Here is a 21686-nt window from a genome sequence, read left to right as displayed (position 1 = left end):
TTGTCGTCTATCCTGATTTTCTTAATATAAAGACCGTTTTGCTTGCTTTTTTAAGTAAAAGGAGGTTTCTCTCAAATGGCTGAAACACCTAATTCCCGTGTAAAAGAAATCAATATAAGCCAGGAAATGCGGTCATCGTTTTTAGATTATGCGATGAGCGTTATTGTTTCCCGCGCCCTTCCTGATGTTCGCGACGGTTTAAAACCCGTTCACCGCAGAATTTTATATGCGATGCATGATCTTGGAATGCACGCGGACAAACCGTACAAAAAATCAGCCCGTATCGTAGGAGAAGTAATCGGTAAATACCATCCGCATGGCGACTCTGCTGTTTATGACTCGATGGTGCGGATGGCACAGGATTTTAACTACCGGTATATGCTTGTCGATGGTCATGGAAATTTCGGATCAGTGGACGGAGACGCTGCGGCAGCAATGCGATATACAGAAGCGAGAATGTCCAAAATTTCAATGGAATTGCTTCGGGATATTAACAAAGATACGATTGACTATCAGGATAACTATGACGGAGCAGAAAAGGAACCGGTTGTTTTGCCTTCCCGCTTTCCGAACCTTCTTGTGAACGGTACTTCAGGAATTGCTGTCGGAATGGCAACAAACATTCCTCCTCACCAGCTTGGTGAAGTAATTGACGGGGTGTTAGCTTTAAGCAAAAATCCTGATATAACAATTCAGGAGCTTATGGAAGTCATCCCAGGACCTGATTTTCCGACTGCAGGCCTGATTCTTGGTAAAAGAGGAATCCGTAAAGCTTATGAAACAGGAAGAGGTTCGATCACTCTTCGGGCAAGAGTCGAAATTGAACAGAAATCCAATGACAAAGAAGTTATAATTGTCAAAGAACTCCCATACCAGGTGAATAAAGCGAAACTGATTGAAAAGATTGCGGAACTTGTCCGCGATAAAAAAATTGACGGTATTTCTGACTTGCGGGATGAATCAGACCGAAACGGAATGCGCATTGTTATCGAAGTCAGAAAAGACGCAAATGCCAATGTATTGCTAAATAACTTGTATAAACAAACAGCATTGCAAACGAGCTTTGGCATTAACTTGCTTGCATTGGTAGAAGGCCAGCCGAAAGTTTTGAATCTAAAACAATGCCTGCAGCATTACTTAGACCATCAGAAGGTTGTCATCCGCCGCAGAACAGAATTCGATCTTCGCAAAGCAGAGGCGCGCGCCCATATTTTAGAAGGATTGCGCATTGCCCTTGATCACCTTGACGAAGTGATTAATTTGATTCGCAATTCGCAAACGACTGATATCGCGCGTGAAGGCTTGATGACACGATTTCATTTATCTGAAAAACAAGCACAGGCGATTTTGGATATGCGCCTCCAGCGCTTAACCGGATTAGAACGCGAAAAAATTGAAGAAGAATATCAAAGCCTTGTTAAACTTATTGCCGAATTAAAAGCAATTCTTGCAGACGAGGAAAAGGTTCTTGAAATTATTCGCGAAGAGCTGAGTGAAATTAAAGAACGCTTCAATGATGAGCGCCGCACGGAAATCGTTGCGGGCGGAATTGAATTCATTGAAGATGAAGATTTAATCCCGCGTGAAAATATTGTTGTTACATTAACACATAATGGTTATATTAAACGTCTTCCGGTATCAACATATCGTGCTCAGAAGCGCGGCGGCCGGGGAATTCAAGGGATGGGGACGAATGAAGATGACTTTGTTGAGCATCTTATCACAACCTCTACACACGATACGATTCTTTTCTTTACGAACAAAGGGAAAGTGTATCGTGCCAAAGGATACGAAATTCCGGAGTTCAGCCGGACAGCGAAAGGAATCCCGATCGTCAACCTTCTGGAAGTCGATAAAGACGAATGGATAAACGCAATCATTCCGGTTGAAGAATTTGACGAAAACTGGTACCTATTCTTTACAACAAAAGAAGGAATATCCAAACGCTCTCCGCTTTCTTCTTTTGCTCATATCAGAAATAATGGGTTAATTGCTTTAAACCTCCGTGAAGGAGATGAGTTAATCTCTGTAAGATTAACAGACGGCACTAAACATATTATTATCGGAACGAAAAACGGCATGCTGATTCGCTTCCCCGAAACAGATGTCCGTTCAATGGGCCGGACTGCCACAGGCGTAAAAGGCATTAGCCTTGATGAAGGTGACGAGGTCATCGGAATGGAAGTTCTGGAAGAGAATAACGATATTTTGATTGTAACGAAAAACGGCTACGGTAAACGTACACCTGCCTCTGAATACCGTGTTCAAGGAAGAGGAGGCAAAGGAATTAAGACTTGCAACATAACTAAGAAAAGTGGAAACCTTGTAGCCATGAAGGCAGTGACCGGTGAAGAAGATCTCATGTTGATTACTGCCGGCGGCGTATTAATTCGCATTGATGTGGGCGGCATTTCTGTCATGGGCCGAAACACCCAGGGGGTTAAACTTATTCGTTTAGAAGCGGACGAAAACGAATATGTAGCAACCGTTGCCAAAGTAGAAAAGGAAGAAGAAAGCAGCTCTATGGAATCCGAGGAAGAAGAAAGTACTTCTGTTGAACAGGATGAATAAGAATAAGCATAAATTAAGAAGAGGAACGCAAATTTGTGTTCCTCTTTTTTGGTAAAATCATGTAAAATATAGTTAAAAAGACTTAAGTTGCCGGGGTGGATTCAGTTGCGGGTAATGGTAAAAGAACTTCAGGAAGGCTGTATCTTGTCTGCGGATGTTTATAGCAAAACAAACCGTCCGATCATGAAAAAAAACACTGTCTTAAACAACGAATTAATTAATATATTAAAATTATTTTTAATTCGTGATGTACATGTAGAAAAAACACTTATAAATGGCATGCCCTATACTCCAATTGAAGTGCTGGATGATGAAAATCTGGCTGCTTCCAAGGAAGAATCAGAGCAAGAAGCATTACGTTTAAGCGACTTGTTTTTAATAGCTGTACAAAAATACAAAAGAGAGTTCAAATCGTGGCAAGCAGGATTGCCGATAGATATTTCACGAATCAGGGAAATTATTTTGCCGTTACTTGAAAAGATGGAAACATCAACATCTGAGATCTTTACACTTCATCATTTTTCAACAAAAGAAGATTATATCTATCAGCATTCCGTGGCTGTTGCAATTTTTTCCGCGTTTATCGCCAAAAAACTGAATTACAATAAAGGGGAAATTGTGCAAATTGCCCTTGGAGGATGTTTAGCTGATTGCGGCATGGCAAAAATAAGCAATACTATTTTATTTAAAAAAACTTCTTTAACGGTCAATGAATTTGAAGAAATAAAAAAACATCCTACTCACAGCTACAAGATGGTTCAAAATATTTCTTTATTAAGAGACAGTACGAAATTGGGCATTGCTCAACATCATGAAAGATTAGACGGAAGCGGTTATCCATTTGGCGAAAAAGGAAACAAAGTCCATTTATTTGCAAAAATTATCGGAACTGCAGATACTTTTCATGCAATGACCTCTGAACGGTTATACAGAAGCAAACAATCGCCTTTTAAAGTTTTGGAAATGATGTCAGAAGATCAATTTGGAAAATTTGATCCTGTCGTATTAAAAGCGCTTATGTCAGGAATTATGAATTTTTCAAACGGAAGTAAAGTTAAATTATCGGACGGCCGGGTAGGTGAAATCTTATTTATTGATGAAAAAGCTCCAATCCGTCCTTTAATTAAACTGCTTAATTCAAATGAAATTATTGATTTAGGAAAGCATCGCCATATATTTATTAACGAGGTATTTACTGAAGCCAGCAATTAGTGGCTGGTTTCAGTTTTGATTTGGAATTATAAAAAACATATTGACGGTCCTATATTATGATGTTATTATATAAATCGTTGTCGCGATTACGTGATAACAAAAAGATTTAAAATTTTGTTGACATAACATTGTGAGAATGTTATTTTAGAATAGGTCGCCTATTAGCGGCAAATAAGGATTTGTTCTTTGAAAACTGAACAAACAAAAGCGTCAACGTTAATTCTATTATTTTTGAGCTTATCTTACTCTTTTTTGGAGAGTTTGATCCTGGCTCAGGACGAACGCTGGCGGCGTGCCTAATACATGCAAGTCGAGCGGACTGATGGGAGCTTGCTTCCTGAAGTCAGCGGCGGACGGGTGAGTAACACGTGGGCAACCTGCCTGCAAGACCGGGATAACTTCGGGAAACCGGAGCTAATACCGGATAATCCTCTTTCCCGCATGGGAAAGAGCTGAAAGATGGCTTCGGCTATCACTTGCAGATGGGCCCGCGGCGCATTAGCTGGTTGGTGAGGTAACGGCTCACCAAGGCGACGATGCGTAGCCGACCTGAGAGGGTGATCGGCCACACTGGGACTGAGACACGGCCCAGACTCCTACGGGAGGCAGCAGTAGGGAATCTTCCGCAATGGACGAAAGTCTGACGGAGCAACGCCGCGTGAGCGAAGAAGGCCTTCGGGTCGTAAAGCTCTGTTGTCAGGGAAGAACAAGTACCGTTCGAATAGGGCGGTGCCTTGACGGTACCTGACCAGAAAGCCACGGCTAACTACGTGCCAGCAGCCGCGGTAATACGTAGGTGGCAAGCGTTGTCCGGAATTATTGGGCGTAAAGCGCGCGCAGGCGGTTCCTTAAGTCTGATGTGAAAGCCCACGGCTCAACCGTGGAGGGTCATTGGAAACTGGGGAACTTGAGTGCAGAAGAGGAGAGCGGAATTCCACGTGTAGCGGTGAAATGCGTAGAGATGTGGAGGAACACCAGTGGCGAAGGCGGCTCTCTGGTCTGTAACTGACGCTGAGGCGCGAAAGCGTGGGGAGCAAACAGGATTAGATACCCTGGTAGTCCACGCCGTAAACGATGAGTGCTAAGTGTTAGAGGGTTTCCGCCCTTTAGTGCTGCAGCTAACGCATTAAGCACTCCGCCTGGGGAGTACGGCCGCAAGGCTGAAACTCAAAGGAATTGACGGGGGCCCGCACAAGCGGTGGAGCATGTGGTTTAATTCGAAGCAACGCGAAGAACCTTACCAGGTCTTGACATCCTCTGACAATCCTGGAGACAGGACGTTCCCCTTCGGGGGACAGAGTGACAGGTGGTGCATGGTTGTCGTCAGCTCGTGTCGTGAGATGTTGGGTTAAGTCCCGCAACGAGCGCAACCCTTGACCTTAGTTGCCAGCATTCAGTTGGGCACTCTAAGGTGACTGCCGGTGACAAACCGGAGGAAGGTGGGGATGACGTCAAATCATCATGCCCCTTATGACCTGGGCTACACACGTGCTACAATGGATGGTACAAAGGGCTGCTAAGCCGCGAGGCCTGAGCCAATCCCAAAAAACCATTCTCAGTTCGGATTGCAGGCTGCAACTCGCCTGCATGAAGCCGGAATCGCTAGTAATCGCGGATCAGCATGCCGCGGTGAATACGTTCCCGGGCCTTGTACACACCGCCCGTCACACCACGAGAGTTTGTAACACCCGAAGTCGGTGAGGTAACCTTTAAGGAGCCAGCCGCCTAAGGTGGGACAGATGATTGGGGTGAAGTCGTAACAAGGTAGCCGTATCGGAAGGTGCGGCTGGATCACCTCCTTTCTAAGGATTTTAAACATGAACAGTTGATCGCTTTTGTTTGTTTAGTTTTGAGGGAGCAATTCCTTCAATGAAATATTGTTAACCGTTATGTGGGCCTATAGCTCAGCTGGTTAGAGCGCACGCCTGATAAGCGTGAGGTCGATGGTTCAAGTCCATTTAGGCCCACCATCTCATAACGGGGCCTTAGCTCAGCTGGGAGAGCGCCTGCTTTGCACGCAGGAGGTCAGCGGTTCGATCCCGCTAGGCTCCACCAATTATCGTTCTTTGAAAACTAGATAATATGAAGAAGGCAAAGAAGAACCGAGTATCGCCATTTTAGGTTTCAAACCTTTTAGGTTAAGTTAGAAAGGGCGCACGGTGGATGCCTTGGCACTAGGAGCCGATGAAGGACGGGACTAACACCGATATGCTTCGGGGAGCTGTAAGTAAGCATTGATCCGGAGATTTCCGAATGGGGAAACCCCCTATCCGTAATGGGATAGGATCCTAACCTGAATCCATAGGGTTAGGAGGGCAGACCCGGGGAACTGAAACATCTAAGTACCCGGAGGAAGAGAAAGCAAACGCGATTCCCTGAGTAGCGGCGAGCGAAACGGGAACAGCCCAAACCAAGAGGCTTGCCTCTTGGGGTTGTAGGACACTCTGTATGGAGTTACAAAGGAACGGAGTAGACGAAGAGGTCTGGAAAGGCCCGTCAGAGAAGGTAACAACCCTGTAGTTGAAACTTCGTTCCCTCCTCGAGTGGATCCTGAGTACGGCGGGACACGTGAAATCCCGTCGGAAGCAGGGAGGACCATCTCCCAAGGCTAAATACTCCCTAGTGACCGATAGTGAACCAGTACCGTGAGGGAAAGGTGAAAAGCACCCCGGGAGGGGAGTGAAAGAGAACCTGAAACCGTGTGCCTACAAGTAGTCAGAGCCCGTTAATGGGTGATGGCGTGCCTTTTGTAGAATGAACCGGCGAGTTACGGTCGCATGCGAGGTTAAGTTGAAAAGACGGAGCCGCAGCGAAAGCGAGTCTGAACAGGGCGAATGAGTATGCGGCCGTAGACCCGAAACCAGGTGATCTACCCATGTCCAGGGTGAAGTCCAGGTAACACTGGATGGAGGCCCGAACCCACGCACGTTGAAAAGTGCGGGGATGAGGTGTGGGTAGCGGAGAAATTCCAATCGAACTTGGAGATAGCTGGTTCTCTCCGAAATAGCTTTAGGGCTAGCCTCAAGTGCAAGAGTCTTGGAGGTAGAGCACTGTTTGGACTAGGGGCCCTCATCGGGTTACCGAATTCAGACAAACTCCGAATGCCAAAGACTTATCCTTGGGAGTCAGACTGCGAGTGATAAGATCCGCAGTCAAAAGGGAAACAGCCCAGACCGCCAGCTAAGGTCCCAAAGTATACGTTAAGTGGAAAAGGATGTGGAGTTGCTTAGACAACCAGGATGTTGGCTTAGAAGCAGCCACCATTTAAAGAGTGCGTAATAGCTCACTGGTCGAGTGACTCTGCGCCGAAAATGTACCGGGGCTAAACGTATCACCGAAGCTGTGGGTGGACACCGTCGGTGTCCGCGGTAGGAGAGCGTTCTAAGGGCGTTGAAGCCAGACCGGAAGGACTGGTGGAGCGCTTAGAAGTGAGAATGCCGGTATGAGTAGCGAAAGATGGGTGAGAATCCCATCCACCGAATGCCTAAGGTTTCCTGAGGAAGGCTCGTCCGCTCAGGGTTAGTCGGGACCTAAGCCGAGGCCGAAAGGCGTAGGCGATGGACAACAGGTTGATATTCCTGTACCACCTCTTTTCCGTTTGAGCGATGGGGGGACGCAGGAGGATAGGGCAAGCGCGCTGCTGGATTAGCGCGTCCAAGCAGTTAGGCCGCTGACGAGGCAAATCCCGTCAGCATCAGGCGGAGCTGTGACGGCGAGGGAAATATAGTACCGAAGTTCCTGATTCCACACTGCCAAGAAAAGCCTCTAGCGATGGAAAAGGTGCCCGTACCGCAAACCGACACAGGTAGGCGAGGAGAGAATCCTAAGGTGAGCGAGAGAACTCTCGTTAAGGAACTCGGCAAAATGACCCCGTAACTTCGGGAGAAGGGGTGCTTTTCTGGGTGCATAGCCCGGAAAAGCCGCAGTGAATAGGCCCAGGCGACTGTTTAGCAAAAACACAGGTCTCTGCGAAGCCGCAAGGCGAAGTATAGGGGCTGACGCCTGCCCGGTGCTGGAAGGTTAAGAGGAGGGGTTAGCTTACGCGAAGCTCTGAATCGAAGCCCCAGTAAACGGCGGCCGTAACTATAACGGTCCTAAGGTAGCGAAATTCCTTGTCGGGTAAGTTCCGACCCGCACGAAAGGCGTAACGATCTGGGCACTGTCTCAACGAGAGACTCGGTGAAATTATAGTACCTGTGAAGATGCAGGTTACCCGCGACAGGACGGAAAGACCCCGTGGAGCTTTACTGCAGCCTGATATTGAATTTTGGTACAGCTTGTACAGGATAGGTAGGAGCCTGAGAAGCCGGAGCGCCAGCTTCGGTGGAGGCGCCGGTGGGATACTACCCTGGCTGTATTGAAATTCTAACCCGCGCCCCTGATCGGGGCGGGAGACAGTGTCAGGCGGGCAGTTTGACTGGGGCGGTCGCCTCCTAAAAAGTAACGGAGGCGCCCAAAGGTTCCCTCAGAATGGTTGGAAATCATTCGCAGAGTGTAAAGGCATAAGGGAGCTTGACTGCGAGACCTACAAGTCGAGCAGGGACGAAAGTCGGGCTTAGTGATCCGGTGGTTCCGCATGGAAGGGCCATCGCTCAACGGATAAAAGCTACCCCGGGGATAACAGGCTTATCTCCCCCAAGAGTCCACATCGACGGGGAGGTTTGGCACCTCGATGTCGGCTCATCGCATCCTGGGGCTGTAGTCGGTCCCAAGGGTTGGGCTGTTCGCCCATTAAAGCGGTACGCGAGCTGGGTTCAGAACGTCGTGAGACAGTTCGGTCCCTATCCGTCGCGGGCGCAGGAAATTTGAGAGGAGCTGTCCTTAGTACGAGAGGACCGGGATGGACGCACCGCTGGTGTACCAGTTGTCTTGCCAAAGGCATCGCTGGGTAGCTATGTGCGGAAGGGATAAGTGCTGAAAGCATCTAAGCATGAAGCCCCCCTCGAGATGAGATTTCCCATAGCGTCAAGCTAGTAAGATCCCTGAAAGATGATCAGGTTGATAGGTCTGAGGTGGAAGCGTGGCGACACGTGGAGCTGACAGATACTAATCGATCGAGGACTTAACCTATAAGAAAGGTGGAGGTCGACTGTTTAGCCTCGACAAGTGCCGGAGCTTCTGGCGGAAAAGTCCTAAAGACTTTGACAGAAGAAGCGAAGCAACCTCGAGAGGCTAGGAGCCGGAACCGGACACCATTAAAACGATACTCAATCTTCCATCTTCTTCAATCATTATCTAGTTTTGAGAGAATGAATTCTCAAGGAAATAAGTCTGGTGGCGACGGCGAGAAGGCCACACCCGTTCCCATACCGAACACGGAAGTTAAGCTTCTCAGCGCCGATGGTAGTTGGGGCATTGCCCCTGCGAGAGTAGGACGCTGCCGGGCAAAATGAAAGAACAACCTGATTCGGTTGTTCTTTTTGCATTTTGACGGCGATTTTATCATAAAAAGAGCCGTTTTTTAGCTGGAAGGTGGAAATAACATCTGATTTTTAGATGTTTGCTCGCTCTGAATACTGCTTTTCGGAAGGGTTATGAGCCTTTATTTCATTTTATGAGCCCTTATTTTGATATATGAGCCTTGGATCTGAAAAATGAGCCCTTATTTTGATATATGAGCCTTTATTCAGATAAATGAGCCTTTATTCCGATTTATGAGCCTTTGTTCAGAAAAATGAGCTTTTATTCCGATTTATGAGCCTTTGTTTTGATTTATAATCCTTCGTTCAGATAAATGAGCCTTCGCTCCACATATGAGCCTTCATTTCCTTTATTCTGAAAAAATGATCCTTCGTTCCGATAAATGAGCTTTCTTTTCGATATAACGAGGTTTCATTTTTATTAATCAGCCTTCATTCCGAAATATGGTTCCCTCGTTCCGACCTATGATCTTTCATTCCTTTTTATAAGCCGTCGCTAATGCTTATGAGCTTTTATTTATGAGCCGCCGCTCATAGATCTGACGCGTAATGCACTTATTTTCGGAACCCATTCACAAGTCCTTCGAAGCCCGGCCCAATTCTAATCTATATTCCAATTCACCTTTTGCTATTTAAAAACTGATATATTAAAAATGGTGTCTTTTCTATCGAAAAATTTAAAAACGACTGGATTAAAGGATAATCCTGATTGGGCATCATTTTGATAAGTTCACTCCACCATTCTGTTTCATACCGTGAAATCATACTTAAGTTATATAACAGTAAATAGTGAATAAGCAGTTCCGGAAAATGAAAAAGACTGCTTTTATTCAGAGGAAGCGAATAATCCCCTTCCCATAAGTTAAATTTTATGGGGGCGGGTTCATAACCAGACTTCATTTCAAGCACCAGCTCGAAATAATCTCCTTCCTGATCAATAAATGAGGCTTGGACTGTTGACCGTGATTGGTAAAATTCTATAAAACGATTTTCGGTCATGTGAAAAGAGTCAAGTATTTTCTTAGGGATAAAAAAATGACCATCTTGCATAAGAATTTTTAAAAAGGTTTCCTCCCCTTTAATTTGTTTGAATAATTCAGAAAGCTCAGGTATTTGTTTCAATAAATCTCCCATTGTTGCTTTATCACCTTCCAAATGTTTCATGTGAAACATTTTATCAACCATGAGAGGAAAAAGGCCGCTTTTTTGAAATTTCACTTCATCCTGAAAAAAACTGTAATGTTGTTTCTTTCGTTTTCGGGTTGATACTCCATGGGCGAGTACTGCCGTAGTTTCCGGATAATTCGGATCCGTTGTTAAAATACACGCTTTGATTAGGTGAATGAGTCCATAAAATAATAAAACAGGCTTGATCATTAGCGGAGATTTATCTGCTTGTTCATAATAAACTTTTGCGTGTTCCAGATAATAAAGAAAGCGGTAACAGTTCTCATAGCTTTTTTGTTCTGGATTTTCAATTTGCAATTCACTATAGTTTTTCTTCAAAAAATTCTGTGTTGAAGAAGCTGAAAAAAAATAAGAGAAATTATTCCAGTCTTTATAAGAAAAAAACACGATTAAAACCTCCGATTTTTTAGAAAAATCAAACTTATTCCAGCATCCTTGACAGTATTTTAACCAATTGATAACCTACAAATAATATTTTCTTGTTCAGGGGGGTAAATACTATGTGGGAAAATAAGTTTGTTAAAGAAGGGTTAACATTTGATGATGTCCTTTTGGTCCCGGCAAAATCTGAAGTGCTTCCCCGTGATGTGGATCTTCAAATTGAATTGTCGGAGAAAATCAAATTGAATATACCAATCATCAGTGCCGGCATGGATACAGTTACAGAAGCAGAATTGGCTATTGCCATGGCTCGGCAGGGAGGACTAGGGATTGTTCATAAAAACATGTCAATTGAGCAGCAGGCAGATCAAGTAGATAAAGTAAAGCGCTCAGAAAGCGGCGTCATAACAGATCCGTTTTTCTTGACTCCTGATCATCAAGTTTACGATGCAGAACACCTTATGGGTAAGTATCGCATTTCCGGAGTTCCAATAGTAAATAATGAAAAAGAACAAAAATTAGTAGGAATTATCACGAATCGTGATATGCGCTTTATCCAGGACTATTCTATGAAAATTTCAGATGTCATGACTAAAGAAAATCTTGTTACGGCACCAGTTGGAACTACTTTAGCAGAAGCCGAAAAAATCCTTCAAAAGCATAAAATCGAAAAGCTCCCACTAGTAGATGAGAAAGGTGTATTAAAAGGTCTTATTACGATAAAAGATATTGAGAAAGTCATTGAGTTTCCTAATTCGGCAAAAGATGCAAAAGGAAGGCTTTTAGTAGGAGCTGCAGTCGGCGTAACGAAGGATACGATGATGCGGGTTGAAAAGCTTGTAAAGGCAAATGTTGACGTTATAGTAGTTGACACAGCTCATGGCCATTCTAAAGGTGTATTAGATGCGGTAAGAGAGATTCGGAATGCTTATCCTGAATTAACGATAATTGCAGGAAATGTAGCTACTGCAGAAGGGACAAGAGATTTAATTGAAGCTGGAGCTGATATTGTAAAAGTAGGTATCGGGCCGGGATCTATCTGTACCACCCGTGTAGTAGCGGGCGTAGGCGTACCTCAAATAACAGCTGTGTATGATTGTGCAACAGAAGCAAGAAAATATGGGAAAGCCGTTATCGCTGACGGAGGAATTAAATATTCCGGCGACATTGTAAAAGCTCTCGCAGCAGGCGGGCATGCCGTCATGCTGGGAAGCCTCCTCGCCGGTGTCTCCGAAAGTCCGGGGGAAACGGAAATATACCAGGGCCGCCGCTTTAAAGTTTACCGGGGAATGGGCTCTGTAGCTGCAATGGAAAAAGGGTCAAAAGACCGTTATTTTCAAGAAGATAATAAGAAATTTGTACCGGAAGGAATTGAAGGGCGTGTTCCTTACAAAGGTCCTCTTGCAGATACTATCTATCAGTTAGTTGGCGGACTTCGGTCAGGCATGGGCTATTGCGGAGCAAAAAATCTTAAAGAATTAAGAGAAAATGCCCGGTTCATCCGCATGACAGGGGCTGGATTAAGAGAAAGCCATCCGCACAATATCCAAATTACAAAGGAAGCGCCAAATTACTCATTATCTTGATAGCAAAGCGGGGAAGAAATTTTCTTCTCCCTTTTTTTATTTTTGATAAATAGATCGCAATGACTATGTTTCGTACTGTTAATTTTATGAACAATACAATAAATTGGCAGAAATAATAGGTAATAACTATGTCTATCCATCATTATCGAGTTATGTTAAAATAACGAAAGTGTAATAAATCGTTGGAGGGCATTACTGTGAACAAATATTTTTATCGTAAAACAGTTGCGATCATGATGGCTGCTCTGTTGGTCTTTGGCATTTTTTCCGGGAACAACAAAGCAGCAGCAGAAGATGCTTTAAATATTCATGCAGATGCTGCCATTCTAGTAGATGCAAAAACAGGAAAGATTTTATACGAAAAAAACCCTGATACTGTGCTTGGAATTGCCAGTATGACGAAAATGATGACAGAATATATTTTGCTAGAAGCGATAAAAGAAGGTAAGGTTAAGTGGGACCAGGAATACTCCGTCAGTGAATATGTATATAACCTTTCACAGGACAGGGCTTTGTCTAACGTTCCTTTACGGCGCGACGGCAAATACAAAGTACGTGAATTATATGAAGCAATGACAATTTATTCCGCGAATGGAGCGACAGTGGCGATTGCGGAAATTATTGCCGGTTCTGAAAAGAATTTTGTTAAAATGATGAATGAAAAAGCAAATGAACTTGGATTGAAAGATTACAAGTTTGTTAATTCAACAGGTTTAAATAACCGTGATTTAAAAGGCCAGCATCCGGAAGGGGGCGCTGAAGAAGAAAATGTTATGTCTGCCCGGGCTACGGCAAAACTTGCTTTTCATTTAATTAATGAATTCCCTGAAGTATTAAAAACGGCAAGCACTTCATCTAAAAAGTTCAGGGAAGGAACAGACGACGAAATTAAGATGGATAACTGGAACTGGATGCTTCCCAGCCTTGTGTATGGTTATGAAGGAGTGGACGGGCTTAAAACAGGTACGACTGATTTTGCCGGATATTGTTTTACCGGTACGGCAAGCCGTGGTGGAAAACGATTCATTACCGTTGTTATGAATGCAAAAGATGCTAGCGGCAAAGGCGGTTATAAAGCACGATTTGATGAAACAAGAAAAATGTTTGATTATGCTTTTGCCAATTTTACAGAGGAAGAAATTGTCCCGAAACATTATCAGGTAAAAGGAAAAAAGACTCTTCCGGTTGTTAAAGGGAAAGATGATCACATTAACATCCAGACGAAAGATGCCATTAAGCTGGTTATAAAGAACGGGGAAAAAGCAAACTACCAACCTGTTTTAGTGATTGATAAGAAAAAATTAAATGAAAATGGCGAATTGACTGCTCCAATTAAAAAAGGTGAAAAAGTCGGCTATCTTACATTAAAGTCTAAAAATGAAGATTTAGGCTTTTTAACAGAAGATGGAAAGATTAAAGTCGATGTAGAAGCTGCTGAAACCGTTGAAAAAGCAAACTGGTTTGTATTAATGATGCGCGGAATCGGCGGATTTTTCGGCGATGTATGGGGAAGCGTATCCTCTGCAGTAAAGGGCTGGTTTTAATTACAAGGGTCTCTTGGTCTTGACAGGAGACCCTTTTTGGTGTTTATTTTCATTATGGAATATTTCCGATTTATATCGTATAATTTTCCTTTTTTGAAATAAGGAATGTTAATACCCAGTCGTTGGGCACCATAAGGGGGAAGAAGAATGAAAACAGGTACAGATCGAGTGAAACGCGGAATGGCAGAAATGCAAAAAGGCGGCGTCATTATGGACGTTGTGAATGCTGAGCAGGCGAAAATTGCCGAAGAAGCCGGTGCTGTTGCAGTTATGGCATTAGAACGCGTTCCTTCTGATATTCGTGCGGCCGGCGGTGTAGCCAGAATGGCTGATCCGCGCATTGTAGAGGAAGTAATGAATGCTGTTTCCATCCCTGTCATGGCAAAAGCACGCATCGGTCATATTGTCGAAGCACGTGTGCTTGAAGCTATGGGAGTTGACTACATTGATGAAAGTGAAGTACTCACTCCTGCAGATGAAGAATTTCATTTAAATAAAAAAGAGTACACTGTTCCGTTTGTTTGCGGCTGCCGTGATCTCGGTGAAGCAGCACGCCGCATCGGTGAAGGGGCTTCCATGCTTCGGACAAAAGGGGAACCCGGTACAGGAAATATTGTGGAAGCAGTACGCCATATTCGTAAAGTAAATGCCCAAGTGCGCAAAGTTGTCGGCATGAATGAGGACGAGCTTATGACAGAAGCTAAGCTTTTAGGAGCTCCTTATGAAGTCCTTTTAGAAATCAAACGCCTTGGCCGTCTTCCGGTTGTTAACTTTGCGGCTGGCGGTGTTGCGACTCCTGCTGATGCTGCTTTAATGATGCAGCTTGGCGCGGATGGAGTGTTCGTTGGTTCAGGTATCTTTAAATCCGAAAATCCAGCCAAATATGCAAGAGCGATTGTTGAAGCGACAACTCATTTTCAGGACTATGAGTTAATTGCTGAACTTTCAAAAGGATTAGGAACACCGATGAAAGGCATTGAAATTTCTTCATTAGCGCCTGAAGCTCGTATGCAAGAACGAGGCTGGTAAGGAGTAAGAAAATGATAAAAATTGGTGTATTAGGTTTGCAAGGCGCTGTTCGTGAACATGCCCGCTCGATTGAAGAGTCCGGCGCCGAAGCAGTCGTTATTAAGCAAAAAGAGCAGCTGGCTGAAGTGGACGGGCTTATTCTTCCGGGTGGAGAAAGCACGACCATGCGCCGTTTGATTGACAAGTACGATTTTATGGATGAATTAAAAGTATTTGCCCGGCAAGGAAAACCAATGTTCGGAACTTGTGCAGGTTTGATTCTTTTAGCCAAAAAAATTGTTGGCTATGACGAGTCTCATATTGGAGTAATGGATGTCGTAGTTGAGCGCAATTCTTTTGGACGCCAGCGCGAAAGTTTTGAAGCTGAACTTGATATTGCCGGGGTTGCAGAAGATTTTACAGCTGTATTCATTCGAGCCCCTCATATTGTGGAAGCCGGGGAAAATGTTGAAATTCTTTCCAAGCACAATGGCCGCATTGTAGCAGCAAGGGATGGGCGGTTTCTTGGATGTTCATTCCACCCAGAGTTGACAGATGACAACCGTTTTACACAATATTTTATTAATATGGTGAAAGAAGCAAAAGAAACTCAACCTGTATAAAGTGGTTGCAGCATGTTCATAATTGTAGTACATTATGAAATAATAGAAATTTTATAACCTAAAGCAATGAGAGGAACTAGTAGCAACCTGAAATTCTGGAAGAGAGCCGGTGGCTGGTGTGAACCGGCGAATGAAAGTTGTGAATCCATCCTCGAGTAAAGTATGGAACGCCATAAGGCTAGTAAATACTTTCGGTTTCTGCCGTTATCTATAGAAGTGGAAGGCAAAGCAATGTCTTCAACTAGGGTGGCAACGCGGGCAACTCTCGTCCCTTTTTTGGGGGCGGGAGTTTTTTATTTATCATAAAAAATTTGGTGTCATGATTCTTTAGAGCAAACATCTTAAAGGAGGTTTTTTATATGCTTGATTTAAAATATTTAAGAGCAAATTTTGCGGAAGTAAAAAAATTGCTCCAGCACCGCGGCGAAGATTTAACCGATTTAGACAAGTTTGAAGAGCTAGATCAAAAGCGGCGCGAGCTGATCGTTGAAAGTGAGCAGCTAAAAAGCAAGCGCAATGAAGTATCACAGCAGATTGCACTTCTTAAACGAGAAAAAAAGGATGCAGACCATCTTATTAAAGAGATGAGAGAAGTTGGCGATAAGATTAAAGCATTAGACGATGAACTTCGTACAGTGGAAGAAACGCTGGAAAAGCTATTATTAAGCATTCCGAATATTCCTCATGAAAGTGTTCCTGTAGGGGAATCAGAAGATGATAACGTAGAAGTTCGTAAATGGGGAGAAATTCCGGAATTTCATTTTGAAGCGAAACCTCACTGGGAGATTGCCGACCACCTTGAAATCCTTGATTTTGAGCGTGCCGGGAAAGTAACCGGAAGCCGCTTTGTTTTTTATAAAGGTTTGGGTGCCCGCCTGGAGCGAGCTTTGCTTAACTTTATGCTTGATCTTCATACAGAAGAACATGGGTACGAGGAAGTTCTTCCGCCATATTTGGTCAATCGCGCAAGTATGACAGGAACAGGCCAGCTTCCTAAATTTGAAGAAGATGCTTTCTTAATTGAAAGTGAAGATTATTTCTTAATTCCGACAGCAGAAGTGCCTGTAACGAATTTGCATCGCGATGAGATATTAAATGAGGATGACCTCCCAATTAATTATGCAGCATTCAGTGCATGTTTCCGTTCTGAAGCGGGTTCTGCGGGCCGTGATACACGCGGTTTGATCCGCCAGCATCAATTTAATAAAGTAGAGCTCGTAAAATTTGTAAAACCTGAAGATTCTTATGAAGAATTGGAAAAACTGACAGCTCATGCGGAAAAAGTCTTGCAATTGCTCGGTTTGCCATACCGTGTTATGAGCATGTGTACAGGAGATTTAGGATTTACTGCCGCAAAGAAATATGATATTGAAGTTTGGATGCCAAGCTATAATACGTATCGTGAAATTTCTTCTTGCAGTAATTTTGAGGCGTTCCAAGCGCGCCGGGCAAATATTCGTTTCCGCCGCGACCCGAAAGCAAAACCGGAGCATGTGCATACATTAAACGGTTCAGGGCTTGCGATTGGAAGAACGGTTGCAGCCATTCTGGAAAACTATCAGCAAGAAGACGGAACTGTGATCATTCCGGAAGTGCTGTGTCCTTATATGGGCAACAGGGAAGTTATAGAACCGAAAAAATAAGAAAATGAGCTGTCTCATCAGGGTCTGGCCTCATCTGCATTTATCAATATATGGTGAATTTATCCAACATTATGTCCTATATACTGTGTTATGGGGTCTGACCCTCCTCAAAAAATCTTTTATAATTGTTGACTTGTTAATAAGATTATGCTATATTGTTTGTTGTCGATATGGAGGAATACCCAAGTCTGGCTGAAGGGATCGGTCTTGAAAACCGACAGGGGTGTCAAAGCCCGCGGGGGTTCGAATCCCTCTTCCTCCACCATTATCGAATTTGCAAGACCACAGCGCATAAAAATTGGAGATGAAAGAGGCTGTCTCATAAGGGTCTGACCCTTAGGCTTTTGAGAAAGCCTCTTTTTTTGTACAAAAAAAGAGCATGAGTATAAACTCCCAACCCTAACATAGAAATAGGCGCAGCTCCGCCTCCTTTCCATAGAAAAAGAGTCGCCGTAAAAACAGCGGCTCTTATTTTTTATATAGCTGCGTCTGTTTTAAAACGTAGGATATTCGTTCAATAATTGGTTCGATCGAACTTTTGTCCTCAATAATATCATATTCGTTTATGTTTAAGCGGAGAACAGGGCATGCATTAAACGTGTTGATCCAATTTTCATAGCGCTCATACATTTCTTTCCAATATTCAACCGGTGTTTGCTGTTCCATCGGCCGGCCACGTTCTTCTATGCGGGTTAATATATCATCAAGAGAACCTTCAAGATAAATTAATAAATCCGGGTGGGGAAAGTATGGAGTCATCACCATCGCTTCAAACAAGCTTCTATATGTTTCATAATCAACCTTTGACATTGTTCCTTTTTCATAATGCATCCTTGCAAATATACCGGTATCTTCATAGATGGATCTGTCTTGAACAAATCCGCCTCCGTATTCGAAGATTCGTTTTTGCTCTTTGAATCGTTCCGCCAAAAAGTAAATTTGTAAATGGAAGCTCCAGCGTTTAAAATCAGCGTAAAATTTATCTAAATACGGATTTGTTTCTACTTTTTCAAAAGAGGTTCGGAACCCTAAAGCATTTGCCAAGGCTCTTGTCATCGTCGACTTGCCGACCCCAACCGTTCCGGCTATCGTAATGACCGCATTGGACGGTATATCATATTTCGTTCGAAGTTCCATGTTCGCAGACTCCTTTTTTTAGTGTTGCAGATAATTTCTCAATAATATAGTTCAAATCGTCCGGGTTATTTACAAAATCCAGCTCATCGCCGTTGAATTGCAAAACTGGAATGCCGGGGTTTTGTTTTTCAAAGCTGTTTATGGCATTTTCGTAATCAATGGATAATTGCTCTAAATATAACGGGCTGATATTTTTTTCAATTTCGCGCCCTCTTATTTTTATTCTCTTTAGAAGAGTTTCGAGACTTGCACGCAAATAAATAATGACATTTGGTTTAGGCATACCTTCTGTTAAGATTTGATAAATCTTCAAATACTTTTGATACTCCTGATTGCTTAATGTTCGTTGTGCAAAAATAAGGTTCTTAAATATATGGTAATCGGCTACTACCGGTTTCTTTTTCTTGAGATAATGGGCATTAATGTCATTCAGCTGTTTATAGCGGTTGCAGAGAAAAAACATTTCTGTTTGAAAACTCCATTCCTCTATGTTTTCATAAAATTTTCCTAGGAAAGGATTTTCGTCAACGATTTCTTTCAATAATGCGAACTGAAAATGTTCGGAAATCGCTTTTGCAAGAGATGTTTTTCCTACGCCAATCGGCCCTTCAACAGTAATAAATGGCGTTCCCCCCACAGTTTGTCCCCCTTCTCATTACTTACTTCCATGGGCTATTCTAAAGATTATTGTATTTAAGACCGTGAGTTGCTTGATGTTTGTTCCCGCATAAATTAAAGTGTGCATTTACGATTATTTGGAAACTAAAAGTTTTTCATTTTCGTTATAGAACAAATGTTCTTATATTGTCGTTCTAAATGACGCAAAAAACATTTTAACACACTCTGGAGCGGATGGGATATGAAATAGGAAAAGGAAAAAAATAAAAGCTGCCGAAATTAGATTCGCAGCTTAGATTTAATTTCTATTTAAGACGGCCTTTTTACGACATTAAAGTTATCTGTAATGAGCAGCCAATTTTGCGGAAACGACAGCCCCAATTTCCAATAGCTCATTCCTCTTAGTCTCAATTCTTTTATTAGATCGAATTTTGCTTGAATGGAACGGGCGTCCTCAAACCATACTTCATGCCTCTTTCCTTCTTCATCTACATAACGAAAGAAAGGGGCCTGTGCTCTTGTATCATATTGAATAGGGACGTTGTAGCGGGCTGCAAGCTGGATTGCTTGCTGGGGGCTGACTGCTTTAGCGACGGTGCCTTCTACAAAAGGCAGAGTCCAGTCGTAGCCATATAAATTTTGCCCCATTAAAATTTTTGAAGACGGCATCTCACTGACGGCATATTCAAGCACATTTCTGACAGGGCCGATCGGTGAGACAGCCATCGCCGGGCCTCCGCTATATCCCCATTCATATGTCATTATTACGACAAAATCGACAATTTCTCCATGCGCTCTATAATCATGTGCTTCATACCATCGCCCCTTTTGTCCGGCACTTGTTTTAGGGGCAAGAGCAGTTGAAATTAACCAGCCTTCCTGATTAAAACGGTCACGAGCCTTTCGCAGGAAACGATTGTAAGCTTCCTTGTCAGCCGGCCTTAAGTATTCAAAATCAAAGTGAATATCCCGGAATCCGTATTTTTTTGCAGTTGCGACGATATTATTTAAAAACCTGTTTTGAATATCGATATTGTTTAATAAAATTCGGCCTAAATCATCGTTGAATTGGTCATTTTCCTGATTTGTAATAACCATCATAAGCACATTGTTATTTGCACGGGCAATAGCCGGAAAATTGTTCAACAGCGGTTCCTTAAGGGATCCGTCCCTCAATGCTTGAAAGCTGAATGGAGCCAGATAGGTTAAATAAGGCGCCGCTTCCCTTGCACTGTTCTCTAATTCTGGTGCAACAGATGCACCCCTTGGTTCTACATACCCGTTAAATTCTCCTCTTGTTTTAGGGCCTTGGGGGATATAGAGGCGGAACCCAATTTGCAGCGGTTCATTAGGGGAAATTCGGTTTACAGAAGCAAGCTGCTGCACGGAAATGTTAAATCTGCGGGAAATGGACCAGAGACTGTCTCCAGGCTGCACCCAGTAAAACCTTCCGATAATTGGGATTACTAATGTCTGTCCAACAACAAGTTTGTTTGGGTTCGGTATTTCGTTTGCTTCTATTAGGTCATCAACGGTAGTTCCGTATGTTTTGGCAATTTCGAATAACGTCTGACTCTGCCGGACTACATGAATTTGCATTCTCTTCCCTCCTTGAGAAATAAACGCTACAATCATCTTATGAGCATGTCAAGGAAGAAATAACAGTCAGGATAAATTTTCAAAATTTGAAAGCTAATAACAGTACACAAAACATTTTTCATTATGAAATGAAGCAAGAAGGGATTTAATCATGGTCGATATTTGTGAACAAGATGAATATTTTATGAAAAAAGCGATTGAGGAAGCGATAATAGCAGAAAAAATGGAAGAAGTGCCTATTGGCGCTGTCATTGTATTGGATGGCCAAATCATTGCCCGGGCGCATAATTTGCGGGAAAAAAACCAGAATGCGATTGCCCACGCCGAGCTTCTAGCAATTGACCAGGCATGCAAGGCACTCGGTACATGGAGGCTTGAGAATACGGTGCTGTATGTAACGTTAGAGCCTTGTGCCATGTGTTCCGGTGCCATTATCCAATCGAGAATAAGCAAAGTGGTATACGGCGCCAGTGATCCAAAGGGCGGTTGTGCCGGAACGTTTATGAATTTGCTTCAGGACACTCGTTTTAATCACCAAAGTGAAGTGGTTGCAGGTGTTCTTGAACAAGAATGCGGACAACTGCTAACAGACTTTTTCCGAAAGGTCCGTGAGAGGAAAAAGGCAGAGAAAGAACAGCGGAAAAACAGCAGGCTGGCTGAAGATACAGGAATTGACAAGGAATAAGCATTGCTTTTTCCTTTGAAAATTAGTATACTAATAAATGCGTCATATATGGCGCAGTTTAATAAGGTATCAACTTTGCCGTGCTAAGCGGGGAGGTAGCGGTGCCCTGAACTCGCAATCCGCTCCAGCGAGGCTGAATCCCTTCCCTAGGCCGCCATACTGTAGGGCCTGCCTTAAGTAAGTGGTGTTGACGTCCGGGTCCTGCGCAATGGGAATCCATGAACCATGTCAGGTCCGGAAGGAAGCAGCATTAAGTGGACGCTCCCATGTGCCGCAGGGTTGCTTGGGCCGAGCTAACTGCTTAAGTAACGCTTATGGGTGTCAGTCGACGGAAGGTGCACGGCAGTTATACATAAAACGACAACTCATCCTGTATACAGGATGAGTTTTTTGCGTTTGTTATCGATAAAAGTACTTTTCTAATGAATTTGCATTTTCGTTTTGTAAAAATGAAAATAATTACGTTATAAT

Annotated in this window: 12 protein-coding genes, 3 tRNA genes, 3 rRNA genes, 1 other RNA gene and 1 other annotated feature; of the genes, 15 read left to right on the top strand and 4 right to left on the bottom strand. The window is 43.4% G+C overall.

The annotated features are described in order from the left end of the window. The first annotated feature begins 75 nt into the window (after positions 1-75). The 7 genes from gyrA (at position 76) to rrf (ending at position 9169) form a co-directional block, all read left to right on the top strand. Positions 76-2571, top strand: a complete 2496-nt coding sequence (gene gyrA, locus PB1_RS06990) for a DNA gyrase subunit A (RefSeq protein WP_003351561.1) — start codon at positions 76-78, stop codon at positions 2569-2571. Between the two features lie 114 nt (positions 2572-2685). Continuing rightward, positions 2686-3783, top strand: a complete 1098-nt coding sequence (locus tag PB1_RS06985; RefSeq protein ID WP_034645091.1) for an HD-GYP domain-containing protein — start codon at positions 2686-2688, stop codon at positions 3781-3783. A 249-nt stretch (positions 3784-4032) separates the two neighbouring features. Further along, positions 4033-5585: ribosomal RNA gene (locus PB1_RS06980) — 16S ribosomal RNA — on the top strand. A gap of 91 nt (positions 5586-5676) precedes the next feature. Further along, positions 5677-5753, top strand: a tRNA-Ile gene (locus PB1_RS06975). Between the two features lie 9 nt (positions 5754-5762). Further along, positions 5763-5838, top strand: a tRNA-Ala gene (locus PB1_RS06970). A gap of 81 nt (positions 5839-5919) precedes the next feature. Beyond that, positions 5920-8853: ribosomal RNA gene (locus PB1_RS06965) — 23S ribosomal RNA — on the top strand. 200 nt (positions 8854-9053) lie between these two features. Then, positions 9054-9169 (top strand): 5S ribosomal RNA (rrf, locus tag PB1_RS06960). Together the 16S, 23S and 5S rRNA genes with 2 tRNA genes alongside form the textbook arrangement of a ribosomal RNA operon. A gap of 652 nt (positions 9170-9821) precedes the next feature. Here rrf and PB1_RS06955 read toward each other — a convergent pair. Beyond that, a complete protein-coding gene (locus PB1_RS06955; protein WP_003351559.1) occupies positions 9822-10778 on the bottom strand; it encodes a YaaC family protein in 957 nt (318 codons plus the stop codon). Between the two features lie 113 nt (positions 10779-10891). On the opposite strand from PB1_RS06955, the gene guaB reads away from it, so the two are divergent. From guaB to PB1_RS06925, 6 genes are all read left to right on the top strand, one after another. Next, on the top strand, positions 10892-12358 hold the full coding sequence (gene guaB / locus PB1_RS06950) for an IMP dehydrogenase (protein ID WP_003351558.1): 1467 nt from the start codon (positions 10892-10894) through the stop codon (positions 12356-12358). Between the two features lie 233 nt (positions 12359-12591). Further along, positions 12592-13902 (top strand): D-alanyl-D-alanine carboxypeptidase family protein, encoded by a 1311-nt coding sequence (locus PB1_RS06945; protein ID WP_162829155.1) that lies wholly within the window; start codon positions 12592-12594, stop codon positions 13900-13902. A gap of 147 nt (positions 13903-14049) precedes the next feature. After that, the gene (pdxS, locus tag PB1_RS06940) at positions 14050-14931 is read left to right on the top strand and encodes a pyridoxal 5'-phosphate synthase lyase subunit PdxS (protein ID WP_003351555.1); all 882 of its coding nucleotides are present in this window, start codon (positions 14050-14052) and stop codon (positions 14929-14931) included. Between the two features lie 11 nt (positions 14932-14942). Next, positions 14943-15533, top strand: a complete 591-nt coding sequence (pdxT, locus tag PB1_RS06935; protein ID WP_003351554.1) for a pyridoxal 5'-phosphate synthase glutaminase subunit PdxT — start codon at positions 14943-14945, stop codon at positions 15531-15533. Between the two features lie 57 nt (positions 15534-15590). Beyond that, positions 15591-15809 (top strand) — a binding site (T-box leader). A gap of 83 nt (positions 15810-15892) precedes the next feature. Then, positions 15893-17176 carry a serine--tRNA ligase gene (gene serS, locus PB1_RS06930; protein ID WP_003351553.1) on the top strand — a complete coding sequence of 428 codons (1284 nt, stop codon included), beginning with the start codon at positions 15893-15895 and terminating at the stop codon, positions 17174-17176. A 172-nt stretch (positions 17177-17348) separates the two neighbouring features. Beyond that, a tRNA-Ser gene (locus tag PB1_RS06925) sits at positions 17349-17441 on the top strand. Between the two features lie 203 nt (positions 17442-17644). On the opposite strand, the gene PB1_RS06920 is transcribed toward PB1_RS06925, so the two are convergent. The 3 genes from PB1_RS06920 to PB1_RS06910 all read right to left on the bottom strand — a co-directional run bounded on the left by PB1_RS06920 (position 17645) and on the right by PB1_RS06910 (position 20530). Next, positions 17645-18313, bottom strand: a complete 669-nt coding sequence (locus PB1_RS06920) for a deoxynucleoside kinase (RefSeq protein ID WP_003351552.1) — start codon at positions 18311-18313, stop codon at positions 17645-17647. Further along, the gene (locus PB1_RS06915; protein WP_003351551.1) at positions 18291-18950 is read right to left on the bottom strand and encodes a deoxynucleoside kinase; all 660 of its coding nucleotides are present in this window, start codon (positions 18948-18950) and stop codon (positions 18291-18293) included. Before PB1_RS06915 ends, PB1_RS06920 begins: the two co-directional genes overlap by 23 nt. A gap of 290 nt (positions 18951-19240) precedes the next feature. After that, a complete protein-coding gene (locus PB1_RS06910) occupies positions 19241-20530 on the bottom strand; it encodes a glycoside hydrolase family 18 protein (RefSeq protein ID WP_003351550.1) in 1290 nt (429 codons plus the stop codon). Positions 20531-20681: 151 nt separating this feature from the next. On the opposite strand from PB1_RS06910, the gene tadA reads away from it, so the two are divergent. Both tadA and ffs read left to right on the top strand, forming a co-directional pair. Then, positions 20682-21215 carry a tRNA adenosine(34) deaminase TadA gene (tadA, locus tag PB1_RS06905; RefSeq protein WP_003351549.1) on the top strand — a complete coding sequence of 178 codons (534 nt, stop codon included), beginning with the start codon at positions 20682-20684 and terminating at the stop codon, positions 21213-21215. A gap of 78 nt (positions 21216-21293) precedes the next feature. Next, positions 21294-21558, top strand: an RNA gene (ffs, locus tag PB1_RS16920) — signal recognition particle sRNA large type. The last annotated feature ends 128 nt before the right edge of the window (positions 21559-21686 follow it).

Origin of the sequence: Bacillus methanolicus PB1 (genome assembly GCF_000262755.1) — a bacterium.
Classification (GTDB): Bacteria; Bacillota; Bacilli; order Bacillales; family Cytobacillaceae; genus Bacillus_Z; species Bacillus_Z methanolicus.
The sequence above is the reverse complement of the archived record's forward strand: the minus strand, read 5'-3'. Positions and strand labels throughout refer to the sequence as shown.